Genomic DNA, 17,372 nt, shown 5'->3' with positions numbered 1-17,372 from the left:
CCCATGACCCGATTCCGGCGCACCGCAACCGCCGCTGCCGCCCTGGCGTTCACCGCCGCCGCCACCGCTGTGCTCGGCTTCGCCGGACCGGCGTCCGCGCACGTCACTGTGAACCCGAAGGAGGCGGCCCAGGGCGGCTACGCCCGGGTGGCGTTCCGGGTGCCGAACGAGAGCGACAGCGCGTCGACCATCAAGCTCGAGGTGGTGCTCCCGGAGAACGCCCCGGTCGGTTCGGTGTCGACGATGCCGGTGCCCGGCTGGACGGTCGCCACGGAGAAGCGCAAGGTGGACCCGCCGATCGAGGTGCACGGCAGTCAGCTCACCGAGGCCGTCTCCAAGATCACCTGGACGGCCTCGGGTGACGCGGGAGTGAAGCCGGGGCAGTTCCAGGAGTTCCCGGTCTCGCTGGGGCCGCTGCCGCAGGTCGACTCGATGGTCTTCAAGACCCTGCAAACCTACTCGGACGGCAACATCTCGCGGTGGATCGACGAGCCGGCGCCGGGCGCCGAGGAGCCGGAGCACCCCGCGCCGGTGCTCACCCTGGCCGCCGCGGCGGCGCCGGCGGGTTCGGCCACGCCGACCGCTGCCGTCGCATCGCCGGACGACGACGATGACGACGACGGCAACGGGCTCGCTGTCGGTCTCGGTGTGGCCGGTCTCGTCGCCGGTCTGGCCGGCCTGGCGCTGGGCGGGCTGGCGTTCGCGCGTACCCGCCGGGAGCCGGTCGCCAAGGCCTGACCCTTTCCCGTCCGCTGGCCCGCCGGATGATCCGGCGGGCCAGCGTGCTTTCCGGAGTCGACACCGACCGTGCCGTGGATATCCCCTGATCAGACGGTGTACGTCGGTAAGGTCGGCCGGGTATTTGGCTACGGAGGGGGACGGTGCGGATGCGGTTCGTGCGGGTGATCGCCGGAGTGGTGCTGTTGGTCGTGGGAATTCCGGCGCTGTTCGCCGGTGGCGGGCTGTGGCTGGTGACCCGACACGCCGACCCCGGCGGGGCCTTCGCCGCCCGCTTCGAGACGGTCCGCACGCCCGGTCACGCGGTAGTGGTCACCGACCTCGACCGGTTGCTGCGACAGGAGGCGCCCTTCGCGCGTTCCGCGCAGACCCGACTGCGGGTGGACGCCCGCACGACTGGCGGGCCGGCCTTCGTCGGACTGGCGCCCACTGCCGAGGTGCGTGGCTGGCTGGAGGCGGTGCCGCACGCCACGGTCCGCCGGGTGGCGCTGGCCCGGGGCCCGCTGCCCGTCCGGCTCGATCCGGCCGGCCCGGCAGCCGGCACCCCGGGCGTCGCGACGGCCGACGGGCCGGTCACGCCGCTGGGCCGGCCCTTCTGGGTACGCGAGGGGATCGGCTCGCTGGAGTGGAGCGCGGACGACCTGGCCGGTGAACCGATGAGTCTGGTGGTGATGCGCCCCGACGGCGGCGCCGACCTGGCCCTGGACCTGCGCGCGGAGTTGCGGGCCGGGTGGACCGGCCCGGCCACCTGGGGTCTGCTGGCGATCGGCGTGCTGCTGATGGTGGGCGCCGCGCTGCTCCTGCTGCGACCGGTGCGCCCGCGCGAGGTGATCTTCGTGGTCGAGCCGGACCAGGTGCCGGTGCTCGCCGGCCGGCTCGGGGTCACCTCACTGAGTGGCCTGGGTCCCCGGCAACCCGACCCGACCCCGTCGTTGCCGGCGCGACAACTCGCCCCGGTCGGCTCCGGAGTGCCGGAACGCTCCCGGTCGGCGATCGGCGCCACGCGCGCCGCCACCCTCGCCGACCTGGACGAGCAGGTCCGGCTGCCCCGCCCGCCGGAGGTGACGCTGAGTCTCGCCTGGCCGCCCGCCGACACGGACGAGCCCACGGCCCGGCCGGTGGCGGTCCCGCCGGGTGACGGCCCGCCCGGTGGTGGGGGGTGAGACGGCGAGTGGCCCTCCGCGCTGCCGACGCGGAGGGCCACTCTCACCGGGGGATCGGTGCTACCCGAGCGACGCTTGAGGTAGATGAGGACAGGTTAGCGCCGATGATGGCTACTCGGGAGGTCTGTCCAATTGGTGCGATTTTCCGCACCGAGCCTTGACCGCACCGGCAACACCGCCAGCAGCAGCAGGCTGAGCAGCACGTAGGTGTTCTGTACGACGAAGTCCACCGGGTCGTGCGTGCGGACCGGTCCCGCGCCCCAGGCCTGGAACGTCACCACCCCGTAGATGGTCACGGCGGTGATGCCCAGCGCGAGCGCGGCCAGCCATCGACGCCGGCGTACCTCGTCCGGGCGGTCGGCGCTCAACGCCGCGTCGGCGAGCAGCACCACAGCGGGCACGAACCAGTAGATGTGGTGGGTCCAGGTGATCGGGCTCGCCAGGGAACCGACCAACCCGGTCAACGTCAGCCCCGTCAACTGGTCACCGGCGCGCGCCGCGCGGGCGGCCCGCCACAGCCCGTAGACGGCGACCACGGCGACCACCAGCAGCCAGAGCAGCCGGTCCGGCTTCGCCGGCTCGGTGAACCGGCTGAGGAGGCCGAACAGCGACTGGTTGCCGACGATGTCGGTGCGTCCGACCCGCTCGGTGGTCCACAGCTCATGCGTCCAGAACCGCCACGAGTCGCGCGGGGCGATCGCCGCCGCGAGCAGGGTCGCCACCGCCGCTGTCGCGCTCGCCACCGCGGCGGCCCGCCACCGCCGGGTGGCCAGCAGGTACACGATGAAGATGCCGGGAAAGAGCTTGAGCGCCGTCGCCAGCCCCACGCCCACCCCGGCCCAGCGTCGCGCCTGCGGCACCGCGAACAGCAGATCGGCCAGGATCAGCACGACCAGCAGCATGTTGATCTGGCCGAAGGTGATCGTCTCGCGGATGCTCTCCACCGCCAGCACCAGCAGCACGGCGGCGATCAGGGTGAACGTCCGGGGCAGGTCGTGTCGGGCGATCACCGGCGCCACCAGCCACCGGGTGGTCAGCACCACTGCCAACACGGTGAGCGCCGTGAAGATCGCCACGGTGGCGCCGAGCCGCAGCAGACCGAACGGCCACAGCAGCAGCGCGCTGAATGGTGGGTAGGTGAAGTACAGCTCGCCCTGCACCCGGTCGGGTTGGACGTAGTCGTAGAGCGGGTGGCCGACGCGCCACCAGTCCATCGCCGACATGTAGATCTTGAGGTCGAAGAAGTTGTGCACGAGGCCGGGCAGGTAGAGCGCTGGCAGCACAGCGCCGAGGGCCACCACCGCGACCAGGCGACGGACCGTACGGCCGCCGGGATCGTCTTCGGTGACGGCGGGCGGTGCGACGGGTTCTGCTGGCACCCCGAAACCCTAGCGGGCCGGTCCCCCGAGAGCGCGCAGCCGCAGGGCGTGGGCTGCGCGTAGGCTGTCCCGGTGGCTGATCTCCTCGTCTGGATCGACTGTGAGATGACTGGGTTGGACCTCGGCAGGGACAAACTGATCGAGGTTGCGGCACTGGTCACCGATCCCGACCTCAACGTGCTGGGTGATGGTGTCGACGTGGTCATCCACGCCGACGAGGCGGCACTGGAGGGGATGCCGGAGATCGTGCAGACCATGCACGCCAAGTCCGGTCTCACCGAGGAGGTCCGTCGTTCGGCGGTCACCCTCGCCGAGGCCGAAGACCTGGTCCTGGAGTACGTCCGCACCTTCGTCAAGGATCCGCGTACGGCACCGCTCTGCGGCAACTCGATCGCCACCGACCGGGGCTTCATCGCCCGGGACATGCCCCGCCTCGACGCGCACCTGCACTACCGCATGATCGACGTGTCGTCGATCAAGGAACTCTGCCGCCGCTGGTACCCCCGGGTGTACTTCGGTCAGCCGCAGAAGGGTCTCGCCCACCGGGCCCTGGCCGACATCCGGGAGAGCATCCGGGAGTTGGAGTACTACCGGCGCACTGTCTTCGTTCCGCTGCCCGGCCCGGATGTCGAGACCGCCAAGGCCATCGCCGCCGAACTCTGACCGCGGCAGCTCGTCCCGGGGGAGCAGGGAACCCGCTGGACGAGGCGCGCCACGGTGTGGCTATTATTGGTCCGCACCCCGCCCGGAGCGATCGACCGGGCGACGGCGGCATGGTGGCTGTAGCTCAGTTGGCAGAGCACCGGGTTGTGGTCCCGGTTGTCGTGGGTTCAATTCCCATCAGTCACCCAGTTGGTTTCACGACTCAGGCCCCCTCCTCGGAGGGGGCCTGAGTCGTTGTCGGGGGCGAGACAGGTGCGCATACGCGAGAGCCCCCTCCGAAGAGGGGGCTCTCGTCGGGTGGCTCAGGCGGTCGGCGTGGGGGACGGGGTGACCGTCCCGTCCGGGGTCGGGGTGGTGGCGTCCGGGTCGGCCGGAGGCTCGTACGGAAGGGCGCTGCCCTTGACGTACTCGTCCCAGCTCATGTTCCAGTCGGTCCAGCCGTTGCCGTTCTGCAGCTTGCGCTCAGTGCCCTTGACCGTGATCGGGTCGCCGATCTGCGTGTTCTTGAAGAGCCAGTCGCCGTTGGCCATCGACACGTTCACGCAACCGTGCGACACGTTCACGCTGCCCTGCTGGCCCTCGGACCAGGGTGCCGCGTGGATGAACTCGCCGCCCCAGGTGAGGCGCTGCGCGAAGTCGATTTTGGTGCGGTAGCCCTCCTCCGGGCCCAGCTCCTCGAACGTGTCGAAGACCGTCTTGCGCAGCTTCTCGATCACGACCATGGTGCCGCTGGACGACGGGGTGCTCTTCTTGCCCAGGCTGACCGGGATGGTCTTGATCACGGAGCCGTTGCGGGTCACCGTCATCCGCTTCGTCTTGTTGTCGACAGTCATGACCACCGCAGCGCCGATCTTGACGTCCACCGAGAGGTCGGCGCGGCCGTACCAACCCGCACCCATCGGCAGGCCACCCGCCTGCACCCGGTAGGAGACCTTGCTGTTGGGCTTCCAGAACTCCTTCGGCCGGTACCGGATCTCGGTGGGGCTGACCCAGTGCCAGATGCCCTCCTGCGCCGGGGTCGAGGTGACTGTCATCCGGCGCTGCACGTCGTCGCGGTAGTCCTCCGGGATGTTCCGGCTGAACTTCACGATCAGCGGCATGCCCACCCCGACCACCTGGTTGTCGCCGAGGAAGCTGCTCACCCGAACCTGGTTGCCGGGCTTGGCCATTGTGGTGAAGGTGCTGGTCGCGGTGGCGGGAAGCCCGTCGTCGCCCTTGGCGGTCACGGTGGCCGTGTAGCTCGTGCCGTACGCCAGCGCGCCGGCCGGCAGCCACGACTTGCCGTCCTTGGCGAGGGCGCCCTCGACCGCCTTGCCGGCGGCGTCCTTCAGCTCGACAGCGGTCTCCACGGCGTCCTTCGTGGTGAAGGTGATGCCGGTGGACGCCGGCACGTCCTTGGCGTCGGCCGCCGGCTCACTGATCGTCGCGGCGGCCTTCGGTGCCGGGTTCTCGCCGCCGCCGTGCCACGAGGACGGCTTACCGCCGTCGCCGTCGGTGCAGGCCGAGGTGAAGGCCAGCGCCACGGCGAGGAGCCCCGCCGCGAACACGCGGCGTCGCCCGCCGGGCCTGATCAGCTGGTCCTGGCTAGCTCGCATGAATTCCCTCACAGTCGTGGTCGCTGCCCCATCGTCTCCTACTGACGCGCCAGAGCCGGCCCCGGTTGCCGAGGGTGAACCGAAACACGTCATCAATAGTGCCCGAATTCTGCTACTATTCGGCGTTTCGTGAGCCTGGTTCATGCCCGTACCGGGAGTGCGGGGGTCGCCGCGCCGCATTGAGCGGCGGGAGTGCAAGGGTACGCCGACCCGGCCAACGGCCGGGCCGGCGCAACGAGGCCGACGGCTCAGACGGCCGGGCCGGCCCCACCACCGGGCACCGGCAACGCGCTGCCCTTGATGAACTCCGACCAGCTCAGGCTCCACGCCGTCCAACCGTTGCCGGCGGTGATCCTGCGCTCGGTGCCCTTGATCGTGATCGGGTCACCGATCCGGGTCTTGCTGAACAGCCACTTGGCGTTCGCCATCGACACGTTCACACAGCCGTGCGAGACGTTCTGCCGCCCCTGCACGTGCTCCGACCAGGGCGCCGCGTGGATGTACTCGCCGCCCCAGGTGAGCCGCTGGGCGAACTGGATGTCGGTCACGTAGCGGTTGGCCGGGTCCGGGTCGTCGCGGGTGTCGAAGACAGTGGCTTCCTTCTTCTCCATCACGACCATCGTGCCGCTCGACGACGGCGTGCTCTTCTTGCCCAGGCTCACCGGAATGGTGCGCACCGGCGCGCCGTTCTCGTACACGGTCATCTTCTTGTTGGCGTTGTCGACCTTCATCTCGAACGCCCGGCCGATCTTGGCGGTGGCCTTGCGGTCGACGTCGCCGTACTTGCCGTTGCTCAGCGGCACGCCCGCCAGGGCGATCCGCACGGTGATGGTGGTGCCCGGCTTCCAGTACTCCGGGGCCCGGTAGTAGGCCTGCGTGCCGTTGCTGACCCAGTGCCACGCGCCCGGCTGCGGCGGGTCGGTGCGGACGAACATCCGCTTCTGCACCGCCGCCCGGTCCTTCTTCGGGATGCCCGGGTGGAACTCGGTGACCACCGGCATGGCCACGCCGTAACTCTTGTCGTCGAAGAGGTACAGGCCCGACCCGATCGTCGACTTCGGCTTGGCCATCGTGGTGAAGCTGCTGGTGCCCTGGCTGCTCGTGCCGTCCGACGCGCTCGCCGTCACAGTGGCCGTGTAGCGGGTGCCCCACTTCAGGGGAGCGGACGGCACCCAGGACGAACCATCGGTACGCAGCTTGCCCTCGACCGAGCCGCCGCCGTCCGCCGTCAGGGTGACAGCGGACACCTTCCCGCCGCCCGGGAGCTTCGCGCTGATCTCCGTGCTCACCGGCCGGTTCTTCGTGCCGTTCGCCGGGCTCAGCGTGAGCGCCGGCCCGCTCGGCGTGCTCGGCGTCGAAGGTGCGGCCGAGCCGGGGGCGGCGCTCGCGTCCGAGGACGTTCCGCCAACGAATTCCGGCTTCTTGTCGTCGCCGCCGCATCCGGTCAGTGCCAGCGACGCCACCAGAGTCAGGGCGCCCACCACCGCCCCGGCTCGCGTGAACCGTGCCATGCCCACCTCTGTTCTCGCGTACCTGGCGGACATCGTGCCGCATCACCACCGCAACCCACGCCCCGATCTTGGTGACGGTGGTCGGTTTGGGGCTTTTGCCGGCAAAGCTCGACCGAAGGGGGGACCCGGGTAACCGAATTGGAGCCCACGTTCCAGGGGTGCTAATGTTCTCTCCGTTGCCGACGAGCGCCGCTAGCTCAACTGGCAGAGCAGCGGACTCTTAATCCGCGGGTTCGGGGTTCGAGTCCCTGGCGGCGCACCAACGATCAAGGTCCTGACCTAGTGGTTCACACTGGGTCGGGGCCTTTTTCGTGTGCACCGGTGGTGGGCGGTCGCTCGGTGGGTGCTCGGGAGCCGGTGGACCCGGGGTGGTAGCGGTGGGACGCGGCGGGGTGCTCTGGGACGCCGGTCGGTGGCTGCGGCACGCGATGGTCGAGCGGCGGGGATTGCGGCTATCGGTGGTTCCGGATCGGATCGGTGGGCGGCTCCCGAATGGGCTCGGAGCCGGAGTCCGGCGATTTTGGCGGAAGGCGGTATGTCGGTTCTGCGGCTTCCGTCGTCAACTCTTCGGCTGATCGGGTGAACAGTGATCATGGAGAACGTCTCACAAACCCCGTTTTGAGGGTGTGGGAGTTCCCTCGGGGCGTCACTGCGGTGCCGGATCGTCGGGATGGTGGGGCGTCGACGAGGTGGGGGATCATCAATGGGTGGCCGGTGGTCGTGAGCTGACGTCTCGGCGGTGGCGGATCCTGTCGTTCCTGGCATTGCACGGGTGGGCCACCACGAGCGACATCGCGGTGGTGGTGGGGGTGCCGCGGTTGACCGCCCACCGGGATCTCACCTGGTTGCACAACTTGGGCCTGGTGGGCCGGGAGCGGTCGGCGGAGGACCGGGCGCACGCCTGGTGGTACAGGATTACCAGGAAGGGGACCGAGCTGCTGGATCGTGAGCTCGTCTTGTCAGGGCGGCCGGTGCCGTTGCGTCTGGGTCAGCGGGACTGGGGTGCGGCGCACTACCTGCTGTTCCTGCCGCTGCTCGCGGCGTCACGCCAGGATCCCACCCGGTGTGGGCTGTTCCAGTGGTTGACGACTTTAGACACGTCGGTGTGGCTGCGGGAGCGGGGCCTGGCGCATCTGCGTGCTGACGGGTACGGCGTGTGGCTGCAGGATGGCCGTTGTCTGCGGTTCCTGGTGCATGTCGATCCCGGCCCGGTTGGTGAGGTGATCGCCGAACGAGAGCGGTCAACTGCTGGGCTGGGTGCTGTTCTGGCTGGCTACCGGCGCACCGACCCGGTCCTGCCAGCAGGCGTGGTGCTGGTCATCGCTCGGGACGCGGCCCGAGAGGCCAGCCTGGTCGCTGATCTGGTGAGCCGGCCGTTGCGGGCGCCGATCGCAATCATCACCGTCGACCTGGTGCACCACCACCGGCCACACGAGCAGGTGTGGAGGATCCCGGCGGCGGGCACCGCACGTCACCGGCTGATCGACCTACCCGCTTCAGCCAGAACTATCCCAAATGATTCGAAGGTAGCCGGACCGCAGTAAACGAATGCGTGGAAGCCGCCAGAGGTCGGGCACCCTGAGGAGCAAGCATCGGCCGTATAAGATATCCGCTTCTGCCGATGTGAGCGCGTTACGTCAGAGTTGCCCGGACCATCGATCAGTGCCGCCTTCGCCCAAGTCCTCGTGGTCCTCCCCGCTGTACCCGAGGTAGGCTGCGCCGGCCAGAGATGGGCGCGGCGTGATCAACCAGCGCCACGAGACCAGCCATGTCTACTCGCGAACTTCGGGCACCTACGAATCGCGCTACGCGGCCTAGACTGAAGCCGCTTCCGCCCGACCGCGGGTACTCAATCGGAGGGGCCCGCGGTGTCGAACCGCTGGAGACGCAATTGCCTGCATTATTCACGGAGTACCGAGAGATCAGCGTCACGGATCCGCTGCGGCAGGGTGACGTCCTCGAAGCGGTCGCCACCGACACATCCATGTGGCAGCGGCATCTGCTCGTGATTACTGCGGACTGCGACCTCGCGTTCGCCAAGCATCAGGGCCGGGTCGCGTGTGTTCCTCTGCTGACGGCGGAGGAGTATCTCATGGAGATGCAGATCCCCCGTCTTCGCGAGAAGTACAGGAAAAAGGCCCTCGAGCGCTTGTATAGCCTCATGCCCGAGGCCGCGCCAAGAGTCTCTGATGCGCGACTCCGAGCCTGGTGTTCAGAGGCCGAACCCGAAGAGATCATTACGTCTCTCGGCCTCAGTGGTCGCAATGCCGACACCGCCGGGTCCGTATTGACGAACATTCGCCTCCTCGACTCTCCTGCGGAGTCCTTGAAGGAGGCAGTGGAGGTCCTCGTCAATGCTTTGCTCGCAGCCCCAAACGCGCAGAAGCGTGAGAACATTGTGCAGCAGATTGTCAGTGCACTTAGAGCGCCTTACGCTCAGCCGCCGGGCGACGCGCTCTTCCTCTCCGCTATCGCACCCAAGCATGACCTCGGTTATTTCGTGTACCTGCGACAACTGGAACAGGTGCGGGAGCCGGAAATCGCGATCGGCCCAACCAGGAGCCCTGTGCTCTATCGACGAATCTCACGCCTGCGAGACCGATACGTTCACGCGCTCGCGCAACGCTTTGCGCTGGTGTTCATGTCGATCGGCCTACCTGTCGAATACGAGGAGATTCGCGACTTGCACTCCGAACTGCTGGGGGAAACTTACCGATGAAACCCCTCCTCACCACCGTTCGTGCTCTGAAGGAACTGGCGACCGGCCTCTCGCCCGAGGCAATTTCGACGACGCCGGTATTGGTCCATTACGACGGCGGCTTCGTAGAAGTGCTCGTGGCTGCAGATGACAAGTTCGAGGAACAGCGGATTGTCGTCATCCGTGATCAGCACTCGACCGACCCCTTCGTCCCTGAGCACCTTGTCAATCTCCGCCGCGAGGTCCTCAGCCGCATGGCGTCGTTCGCTGAGCGTGCGCGCGCGAGCGGTCCACTGACTCTGCCCCGCGGCTGGGGCCAGTACAAGCACAACAAGCTCATCTCTTTCTTCGCCGTCGCTGGCACGAGGGGCGACGACCAGGCAAGCCGATGGATCGCCGAGGTAATGCCGGGCGAGAATCCCGACATTTTTCTCTGGGCTAACACCACGTCTGATAACAAGGCAATTCTCGAGGAATTCGAGTTGTCGAAGCCGGTCATGCCCCGAGGCTGGGAGGCCGACTGGAAGGAAGCGATGGCAGTCGCTACGTCTCGGATGTCGCAGACGCAGCGAACCCAACCTACGGCCGACGTTGAGATCTTGCTGTCCCCATTGGAACAGTCAGTGACGAGGGGGTGGTCATACGAGCAATGGCTACAATCCATCACTGATGACCAGCGCTCCTTCATCGAGGCGGAGACGAGCAAATCGATTCGCCTGCGGGGGCCGGCCGGTTCTGGCAAGACCCTGGCGCTGACGCTTAAGGCGACTCGTGAGGTGCTCCAGGCGCGCGAAATGGGTGACGATCTCCGCGTGCTTATTGTGACACACAGCTGGTCACTCGCCAGCGAGATCTCCGACTCGCTCGACTCGATGAGGTTCGAGCGTCTCAACGAGATCGACGTCTTCCCGCTACTTGAGATCGCAAAGAATACCTCGCCGCAGTACGTCGACGACCAATCTGGTTTTGTCCTTGCCGGCGACGACAACTTCAGCGGCAAGCAGGCTCAACTGGACGAGATCAACGACGTCCTCGATGATTTCATTTCAGGTGACTGGATAACGTACCGAGCGCGTGTCACCGATAACCTGCGGTCCAGGTTCGAATCCGACGACCCGGACGTCCGCAGCGCCCTGGCCTGGGATCTCCTCGTTGAATTCGGCTCTGTGATAGGTGCCGCCGCCATTTTCCCGGGGGCTGGCGCGGAGTCACGATATTGCCAGTTGACCCGGGCGGCATGGATGATGCCACTGGAGATCCGGGATGACATGCGAGTCGTGTTTGCCATCTATACCAAGTACATGGAAAGTCTCGACGCCCGCGCGATGCTGACGTCGGACCAGGTGCTAGCCGACCTTTTAAGCCACCTCGAGACGCACGCATGGAACCGCGCTCGGCGGACTCAGGGGTACGACCTCATATTCGTTGACGAGTTCCACCTCTTCAGCCCGCTGGAACGCCAGGTACTCCATTATCTATCGCGCGATGTTCGTCACTATCCACGAGTCTTCATGGCCGTTGATCCGCGGCAGTCGCCGTCCGAGGCCTTCATCGGGGTGGCAGCGGACGAGACGCGGTCGTCGTCGGCCGTGCTTGAGGACGGGATCGGCGACATCACCAACTTCGAGCTGACGACGGTGCATCGCTTCACCCCCCAGATTCTGGATCTGATCAAGCACGTCCATCACGAGTTCCCAACTCTCGACCTTGGCAAAGACTGGCACGTCGACCTGAGCGAGGTCGAATCGGTGCAAAACCCGGGGCCGGTTCCACTGTTGAGCGTGGCCGCCTCCCGCCCAGGGGAGGAGAATGACATTGTTAAGGCAGTGCACCAGCTGTATCCAACGGCACGGCTCGCTCTGGCGATTGTCGACAGCAGGCAGTGGGGACGGTATACCGATCTCGCTTCGCGCATAGGCAATTCGGCCAAGTTTCACGTGTCTACAATTTCGGGACGGTCGGACATCGACGGCATCGGCTATCGCCGCCGCGGCCTGGTGGTCGGCCCCGCGGAATACCTCGCTGGACTCCAGTTCGACGCTGTCCTTGTCGCAGGGATTCCGGATATGCAGATGACGAGGATGACGCCCAACGAACGGACTCGCGTTCTGTCGCTTCTTTACCTTGCCTTGAGCCGTGCTCAGCGAGAGGTTCGCGTCTTCGTCAACGAGGACGACGGTGGCGTGACAGACGTCTTGGCCAGGGCAGTTGCTAACGGCGTCATGTTGAAGGAGCGTGGCAGCCTTGTCTGAGCACCGCCATCCGTCGGCGTCAGCCTGCACCACAAGGCACGGCTGCGGGACGGGAGCAGCTCGATCGGAGGTAGCGCTCCGCTTCGGAGGTCGGTCGACGTTCCTGAACGGCCTTACTCATGCCGCATCGCGCGGCTCGCGCCGTGCTCGGTGCGGCCGTCCGCGAGGCCGGCGAGATGGCGTTGTGGGTTCAGGTACGCGAGTTGGCGCCGACGGATGGAGCGGCTGCCGATGGCGCTGATGGTGTCGGCCCTGCCTGAATGTTCCGCGGTGGGCAGAGGAGCTGTAGCTGAATCTGGATCGGCCCCGGTCTGCCCTACGCTGATGCCATGAGTGAACGGGGCGTGAATCAAACTCCAGCGTTTGCCCTGCCTGGCGGGCGCTGATGGATCGGCAGGCCGCGGTGCCGGTTCACGTGCTCCCGGACGAGGTACGGACTGATGTGGAGACGCTGTGGCGATACCACGACATGCACCACGAGCTGCGCCCGTGCGACGTGGGCATCGGGTTGGGCAGCCATGACCTCGGCGTTGCGGTGGTCGCAACGCGGCTGTTTCAAGCAGGGCTGTTCCCGTGGATCGTTTTCACCGGGGCGAACGCGCCGACAACGATCGAGCGGTTCCCCCACGGCGAGGCTGTGCACTATCGCGAGTACGCGGTTGAGCACGGTGTGCCGGCGGAATTCATTCTCGTGGAGCCGCATGCCACGAACACCGCCCAGAACCTGGAGTACTCGCGTCAGCTCCTGACCGAACACCGGATCCCGGTGAAGTCGGTGCTGATCATGTCGCGGCCCTACCAACAGCGTCGGGCCTACGCCACCTGCAGGCTGATGTGGCCGGAGGTCGATGTGGTGTGCGCGTCGAACCCACTCGAACTGGACGACTACGTGAGCAGCATCGGCGATCCGCGGCGGGTGGTGGACATGCTGGTAGGCGACACGCAGCGGATCGAGGTGTACGCGGAGCGCGGGTTCGCGATCCCGCAGGAAATTCCGGACGAGGTGCGGACGGCGTTCGAGCGCCTGGTCGCGGCTGGCTACACGAGTCGGCTAATTTGAGCCCAGCTACCAGCGCGGTCCTCCCGACCGGACGCCCATCCGGTCGCTGAGTTCGACGGCCAGTCGAGGTGGCCGAGGGCGGGTGAGGATGTCGCGGACGAGGTCGCGGGAGAGCTGGTGGTAGCGCACCTGGTCAGGGCCGATGACCTCGGCCTCCAGGAGCGCCGCGAGCGCGTCGTCGATGCGGTTCCACCGGGCGAGGGCCCGGGCGGTTTCGATGGCATGCCGAACCTGCCGCTCGACGGGCACGGTGCTGGTGTCGAGTGTGGCGCCGATAGCGATGGCGCGTTGCACATCGCCGAGTTCCATCGCCACGGTCGTCTTGTGGATCGACACGTTGGTCGGCCCGAAAGCGGTCCAGACGTGGTTGCCATCGGCGCCGAGCCGCTGTGCGGCGGCATCGGCCTCGGCGATGTGGGTGTCGGCGGAGGCGCGGTCGTCGTCTCGGGCGGCGGCCAGCGCGCAGACGAGGTGCAGGCTGCCGTAGACCGACAGCAGCTGCGGAGTGGGTTTGGCGAGCCGTGGTTCCAGGAACTGCGCCGCCGTGGCTGCGAGGCCACGAGCCTGCGCATATTCGCCGATGGACGCCAGCGAGTGCGCGGCGGAGCGGCTGAGCGAGCCGATGACGACGTGGTCGTGGCTGGCGTTGGCGGCCGCCAGCCCACGGCTGGCGGCGGTCCACGCGAGGTCACCTTCGCCGAGCTTGGTGAGGAACAACGCAGCGAGCTGGTGGGCGTAGGCGGTCATCGCGTGCGCTCGCTGGCCATCGTCTCCGTCGTACGCCTCAGTGGCGGTGAGGCAGTCGTGGATGAGGTAGGGCAGCCGGCGGGTGAGGGTGCCGTATCGCGAGTGCTGGTAGGCGGCCCAGATCTCGGCGACGTCGTTCTCGATCTCGCGCAGGGCGGGCGCTTCGACGTCCCCCGTGCTGGCCAGCGTCGGCGCGAGGTGACGATAGTCGTGAAGCGCGGCCCGCAAGGCCGGGATGGTCTCGCGCCCTGAGTCGTCCGACCACTCGAACAGGCTCGGTGCACCGATCAGGTCGCCGAGGGACACGTCGAGGGCTTTGGCGATCGCGCGTATGACTGACAGCCGGTCGAGGTCGGCCCGGTTCGTCTCGACCTTGCGTAACCACTCCTGGGTCTTGCCGACCAGACCGGCTAGCACCTCCTGGGAGAGGCCTCGTCGACGCCGGTAGAAGGCGACGCGCTGGCCGATGGTCATGTCTTCCGTCATCCCTCGCACACCATCACCCTGCCCGCTGAAGGCCGCCGGACCCGGTACGGATTTTCCCGGTCCTCCGTACGGACCGCCCCTACGTTCAGTTCACCCCAGATCACCGGCGCGTGTCGATGCCGGTGTCGGGGATGACCTAACAGGGAGCTGCAAATGGAGGGATCGATGGGCGGCGCACCACACCACGGCTTGGGCCGCTGGCTCGGCCCGTCCTGGAACGAACTGTCTCGGCGTTCTCCCCGCCTGCGTACCGCCATGAGGGCTGCGTGGGTGGGTGATCGGCGGCCTGCTCCCAGCCGCCGTGATGCGGCGGCGGGCTCGCCATTCCCCCGGCGAGCCCGCCGCTCATCGTTCCTGGTGGGGGTGGAGGCATGACGGTGTACGTCTCGCGTAACGCGATAGCCAGCCAGTCCCGGCGCCCCGAGCCCAGGTGGACGTCCTCACAGGGTCAGGTGCGGCGCGCTGATCCTCCGCTGCTCACCTTCGTGTGGCGTCGGCTGTTCGAGCAGCAGGCCCGCGAGGGCGGTCGCCGGTGACCGGGCAACAGCGCCGTCTCGCGGCGAACCGGCTCGCGCCAGCCGAGGTGGAACATCTGCCGATGCGCCCGTTGTGGCTGTGCCGCCGGTGCGGGCAGCCATGGCCCTGCGGCGCGGCGAAGCTCGCGCTCCTCGCCGAGTACCGGGAAGAGCCGGTGAGCCTGTTCCTCTACCTGGCCGGCTGCCTGCACGATGCGATCGACGACCTGCATCGGCTCAACCCGAGCGTCACGGGCAGCGCCGCCGACATGTTCGACCGGTTCCTCGGCTGGCCCGCACGCCACACCCACGCCTACCGCGTCAGTACCACCACGGCCGCCAGCATCGCAGAGGCCTCCTCGTGAACGGCATCGGCCTCATCAACGCCACCGGCCAGCCGGCGATTGCCGGCAGCTTCCACACCCTGGTCGTGCAGCCGACGAGCTTTTGCAACCTCGACTGCACCTACTGCTACCTGCCCGACCGGAGATCCCTCTGGGATAACAAGGGTAAGTTCGACAGTCGACCCGGCTGGGACAACTGGAACAAGAAGAAGTAGCCCCACCACGGGACGCGCGGGGTGGCGTGCCCACCCCGCGTCCACACAGGTTGAGGACACATGCGCACCACCACGATCGGCGACGTGAAGGTCCTGCTGCCGGACCTCGAACCGGACGACCTCGACACCACGACGGACCTTGACGGCGGCCTCACCGAGGCCCTCGTCGAGGGCGCAGCGTGGCACGGCTCGCACCTGGAGGACGCCCACGTCCGCAGCGGTCTGATCACCGGCGTGGACCTGAGCGAGAGCACCTGGGAAGCGGGCAGCCTCTACGGCTGCGAAATCACCCGCACCGACTTCTCCGGCGCGACCCTGACCGGCATCACCATCGAACGCTGCGCCATTACCGGCTCCCGGTTCACCGGCACCAGGCTCACCGACGTACGCCTCAAGGACGTCCTGTTCGACGGCTGCCGCTTCGACTACGCCACCTTCCAACGCGTCACCGCCGCCGGCTCGGTCGCCTTCACTGACTGCACTCTCACCAACGGCGCGTGGTCTTCCTGCCGACTACCTCGCATCGCGCTGCGGTCATGTGACCTCGCCGGACTGGAATTGGACTCCTGCCAGCTCGACGGCACCGACCTGCGGGGCAGCCGGCTGCAGGGCCTCAAGACGCCGCTGGACAACCTGCGCGGCGTCACCCTCGGCGAGGACCAACTCCCTGACCTCACCCAGCTGACCGTGGCCGCCCTCGGCCTCACCGTGCGCAACGACTGAAGCCGAGGAGGCGTCGTGCTCGCTGAACCCACTGGCAGCCCGGACACGATCCTCGTCTGCATCCGGGGCAACTCCGGCTCAGGCAAGAGCAGCATCGCCCGCGAGCTACGACGCCGGCACGGCCGGGGTTGCGCCCTGGTCGAGCAGGATTACCTGCGCCGCATCGTGCTGCGTGAGCGGGACAAGCCCGGCGGTGCGGCACCGGCGTTGATCGGGCAGACCGTTCGGTTCGCCCTCGACCACGGCTATCACGTCGTGCTGGAGGGCATCATGCACAGCAGCCGCTACCGCAGCATGCTGACCTCCCTGCGGGACGACCACCGCGGCCGGTCGCTGTTCTGCTACCTCGACGTGTCCCTGACCGAGACCCTGCGCCGGCACCTCACCCGCCCACAGGCCGATGAGTTCACCGCCGAGCACATGAGCGGCTGGTACGCCGCCCATGACGTCCTGGACTGGCCCGACGAACTCGTCCTACCCGAGACCACCGGACTGAACGAGGCCGTCAACGCCATCGCCACTGTGGCCGGGCTATCCCAGACCGGACGCGACGACGACCCGCTACCAAGCGTTCCGTCCCCGTAGAGCAGCTCAGCTCCGCGCCCGGGTGCTCCACGGGTGCTCGACCGCCATGGACGGGCCGACCGCTGCCGGGACGGCATGGACGGGTACGGCGGGTGACCAGCGATCGACGTGCACCGGTTGGACCGGTGGATATTGCTGGGAATCCAAGAGTTGGCCAAGATCAAGCTCTTATCCGCGGGTTCGGGGTTCGAGTCCCTGGCGGCGCACCAGCGATATTCAGGGGACATGACCAGTTGGTCATGTCCCCTGAATCATGTCAGGAGCCGCCCGCCGAACGCGGCGCGTACATGATCAGGGCGACGCCGATCAGGCAGATGCCGGCGCCGATGACGTCCCACCGGTCGGGTCGGAACTTGTCGACGATCACGCCCCAGGCGAGGGAGCCTGCGACGAACACGCCACCGTAGGCGGCGAGGATGCGTCCGAAGTTCGGGTCGGGCTGGAAGGTGGCGACGAATCCGTACGCACCGAGGGCGATGACGCCGGCGGCGATCCACCACAGGCCGCGGTGCTCGCGCCAGCCCTGCCAGATCAGCCACGCCCCGCCGATCTCGAACACTGCGGCGACGATGAACAGCAGAACAGAGCGGACGACGGTCATCTGTGGACCGTAACGGCCGGCACCTGCACGTCGAGGCGCGGCGTACCGTTGCCCGCGCAGCAAGCTTGCCGATCAGTCGCCACAGTTCACTGCCACC

The 17,372-nt window shown here is 67.6% G+C and carries 17 protein-coding genes and 2 tRNA genes; 14 read left to right on the top strand and 5 right to left on the bottom strand.

Going from position 1 to position 17,372, the window contains the following annotated elements:
• The first annotated feature begins 3 nt into the window (after positions 1 to 3).
• Together OH804_RS22165 and OH804_RS22160 are read left to right on the top strand one after the other, a co-directional pair.
• A complete protein-coding gene (locus OH804_RS22165) occupies positions 4 to 738 on the top strand; it encodes a YcnI family protein (RefSeq protein WP_406059244.1) in 735 nt (244 codons plus the stop codon).
• A 149-nt stretch (positions 739 to 887) separates the two neighbouring features.
• A complete protein-coding gene (locus tag OH804_RS22160) occupies positions 888 to 1,901 on the top strand; it encodes a hypothetical protein (RefSeq protein ID WP_406066622.1) in 1,014 nt (337 codons plus the stop codon).
• Between the two features lie 95 nt (positions 1,902 to 1,996).
• Here the strand turns inward: OH804_RS22160 and OH804_RS22155 are convergent, their stop codons facing one another.
• Positions 1,997 to 3,280 (bottom strand): glycosyltransferase 87 family protein, encoded by a 1,284-nt coding sequence (locus tag OH804_RS22155; protein WP_406059242.1) that lies wholly within the window; start codon positions 3,278 to 3,280, stop codon positions 1,997 to 1,999.
• A 72-nt stretch (positions 3,281 to 3,352) separates the two neighbouring features.
• Between OH804_RS22155 and orn the strand changes: the two genes are divergently transcribed.
• Together orn and OH804_RS22145 are read left to right on the top strand one after the other, a co-directional pair.
• Positions 3,353 to 3,943 carry an oligoribonuclease gene (gene orn, locus OH804_RS22150; RefSeq protein ID WP_130407816.1) on the top strand — a complete coding sequence of 197 codons (591 nt, stop codon included), beginning with the start codon at positions 3,353 to 3,355 and terminating at the stop codon, positions 3,941 to 3,943.
• Positions 3,944 to 4,056: 113 nt separating this feature from the next.
• Positions 4,057 to 4,129 (top strand) — tRNA-His (locus tag OH804_RS22145).
• Between the two features lie 116 nt (positions 4,130 to 4,245).
• Here the strand turns inward: OH804_RS22145 and OH804_RS22140 are convergent.
• Positions 4,246 to 5,538, bottom strand: a complete 1,293-nt coding sequence (locus tag OH804_RS22140; RefSeq protein ID WP_196921374.1) for an Ig-like domain-containing protein — start codon at positions 5,536 to 5,538, stop codon at positions 4,246 to 4,248.
• Between the two features lie 248 nt (positions 5,539 to 5,786).
• On the bottom strand, positions 5,787 to 7,049 hold the full coding sequence (locus tag OH804_RS22135; protein WP_406059240.1) for an Ig-like domain-containing protein: 1,263 nt from the start codon (positions 7,047 to 7,049) through the stop codon (positions 5,787 to 5,789).
• A gap of 186 nt (positions 7,050 to 7,235) precedes the next feature.
• Between OH804_RS22135 and OH804_RS22130 the strand changes: the two genes are divergently transcribed.
• The 5 genes from OH804_RS22130 to OH804_RS22110 all read left to right on the top strand — a co-directional run bounded on the left by OH804_RS22130 (position 7,236) and on the right by OH804_RS22110 (position 13,059).
• Positions 7,236 to 7,311 (top strand) — tRNA-Lys (locus OH804_RS22130).
• A gap of 445 nt (positions 7,312 to 7,756) precedes the next feature.
• Positions 7,757 to 8,593 (top strand): replication-relaxation family protein, encoded by an 837-nt coding sequence (locus OH804_RS22125; protein WP_406059238.1) that lies wholly within the window; start codon positions 7,757 to 7,759, stop codon positions 8,591 to 8,593.
• A gap of 347 nt (positions 8,594 to 8,940) precedes the next feature.
• Entirely contained in the window at positions 8,941 to 9,768 is an 828-nt protein-coding gene (locus OH804_RS22120) for a hypothetical protein (RefSeq protein WP_406059236.1), read from the top strand.
• Positions 9,765 to 11,999 carry a UvrD-helicase domain-containing protein gene (locus OH804_RS22115; RefSeq protein ID WP_406059234.1) on the top strand — a complete coding sequence of 745 codons (2,235 nt, stop codon included), beginning with the start codon at positions 9,765 to 9,767 and terminating at the stop codon, positions 11,997 to 11,999. The genes OH804_RS22120 and OH804_RS22115 overlap by 4 nt, the downstream gene beginning before the upstream one ends.
• Before the next feature lie 385 nt (positions 12,000 to 12,384).
• A complete protein-coding gene (locus tag OH804_RS22110; protein ID WP_406059232.1) occupies positions 12,385 to 13,059 on the top strand; it encodes a YdcF family protein in 675 nt (224 codons plus the stop codon).
• A 6-nt stretch (positions 13,060 to 13,065) separates the two neighbouring features.
• Here the strand turns inward: OH804_RS22110 and OH804_RS22105 are convergent, their stop codons facing one another.
• The gene (locus OH804_RS22105) at positions 13,066 to 14,292 is read right to left on the bottom strand and encodes a helix-turn-helix domain-containing protein (RefSeq protein WP_406059230.1); all 1,227 of its coding nucleotides are present in this window, start codon (positions 14,290 to 14,292) and stop codon (positions 13,066 to 13,068) included.
• A gap of 371 nt (positions 14,293 to 14,663) precedes the next feature.
• On the opposite strand from OH804_RS22105, the gene amcA reads away from it, so the two are divergent.
• The 5 genes from amcA to OH804_RS22080 are packed head-to-tail and all read left to right on the top strand — an operon-like array spanning position 14,664 to position 16,674.
• Complete coding sequence (gene amcA, locus OH804_RS22100; RefSeq protein ID WP_196921378.1) at positions 14,664 to 14,828, top strand: multiple cyclophane-containing RiPP AmcA; 165 nt, start codon at positions 14,664 to 14,666, stop codon at positions 14,826 to 14,828.
• Complete coding sequence (locus OH804_RS22095; protein WP_406059227.1) at positions 14,825 to 15,172, top strand: hypothetical protein; 348 nt, start codon at positions 14,825 to 14,827, stop codon at positions 15,170 to 15,172. The genes amcA and OH804_RS22095 overlap by 4 nt, the downstream gene beginning before the upstream one ends.
• The gene (locus OH804_RS22090; protein ID WP_406059225.1) at positions 15,169 to 15,366 is read left to right on the top strand and encodes a hypothetical protein; all 198 of its coding nucleotides are present in this window, start codon (positions 15,169 to 15,171) and stop codon (positions 15,364 to 15,366) included. Before OH804_RS22095 ends, OH804_RS22090 begins: the two co-directional genes overlap by 4 nt.
• Positions 15,367 to 15,426: 60 nt before the next feature.
• Complete coding sequence (locus OH804_RS22085; RefSeq protein ID WP_406059223.1) at positions 15,427 to 16,089, top strand: pentapeptide repeat-containing protein; 663 nt, start codon at positions 15,427 to 15,429, stop codon at positions 16,087 to 16,089.
• A 15-nt stretch (positions 16,090 to 16,104) separates the two neighbouring features.
• On the top strand, positions 16,105 to 16,674 hold the full coding sequence (locus OH804_RS22080; RefSeq protein ID WP_406059221.1) for a kinase: 570 nt from the start codon (positions 16,105 to 16,107) through the stop codon (positions 16,672 to 16,674).
• A 256-nt stretch (positions 16,675 to 16,930) separates the two neighbouring features.
• Here OH804_RS22080 and OH804_RS22075 read toward each other — a convergent pair whose 3' ends face one another.
• On the bottom strand, positions 16,931 to 17,275 hold the full coding sequence (locus tag OH804_RS22075) for a YnfA family protein (protein ID WP_196921382.1): 345 nt from the start codon (positions 17,273 to 17,275) through the stop codon (positions 16,931 to 16,933).
• Between the last annotated feature and the right edge of the window lie 97 nt (positions 17,276 to 17,372).

Origin of the sequence: Micromonospora sp. NBC_00860, assembly GCF_045207375.1 — a bacterium.
GTDB lineage: Bacteria > Actinomycetota > Actinomycetes > Mycobacteriales > Micromonosporaceae > Micromonospora > Micromonospora vinacea.
The sequence above is the reverse complement of the archived record's forward strand: the minus strand, read 5'-3'. Positions and strand labels throughout refer to the sequence as shown.

Coding starts and splice junctions, on each gene's coding strand:
- OH804_RS22165 (WP_406059244.1), top strand. CDS start 4: ATGACCCGATTCCGGCGCACCGCAACCGCCGCTGCCGCCCTGGCGTTC.
- OH804_RS22160 (WP_406066622.1), top strand. CDS start 888: ATGCGGTTCGTGCGGGTGATCGCCGGAGTGGTGCTGTTGGTCGTGGGA.
- OH804_RS22140 (WP_196921374.1), bottom strand. CDS start 5,538: ATGCGAGCTAGCCAGGACCAGCTGATCAGGCCCGGCGGGCGACGCCGC.
- OH804_RS22135 (WP_406059240.1), bottom strand. CDS start 7,049: ATGGCACGGTTCACGCGAGCCGGGGCGGTGGTGGGCGCCCTGACTCTG.
- OH804_RS22115 (WP_406059234.1), top strand. CDS start 9,765: ATGAAACCCCTCCTCACCACCGTTCGTGCTCTGAAGGAACTGGCGACC.
- OH804_RS22110 (WP_406059232.1), top strand. CDS start 12,385: ATGGATCGGCAGGCCGCGGTGCCGGTTCACGTGCTCCCGGACGAGGTA.
- OH804_RS22105 (WP_406059230.1), bottom strand. CDS start 14,292: ATGACGGAAGACATGACCATCGGCCAGCGCGTCGCCTTCTACCGGCGT.
- amcA (WP_196921378.1), top strand. CDS start 14,664: ATGACGGTGTACGTCTCGCGTAACGCGATAGCCAGCCAGTCCCGGCGC.
- OH804_RS22085 (WP_406059223.1), top strand. CDS start 15,427: ATGCGCACCACCACGATCGGCGACGTGAAGGTCCTGCTGCCGGACCTC.
- OH804_RS22075 (WP_196921382.1), bottom strand. CDS start 17,275: ATGACCGTCGTCCGCTCTGTTCTGCTGTTCATCGTCGCCGCAGTGTTC.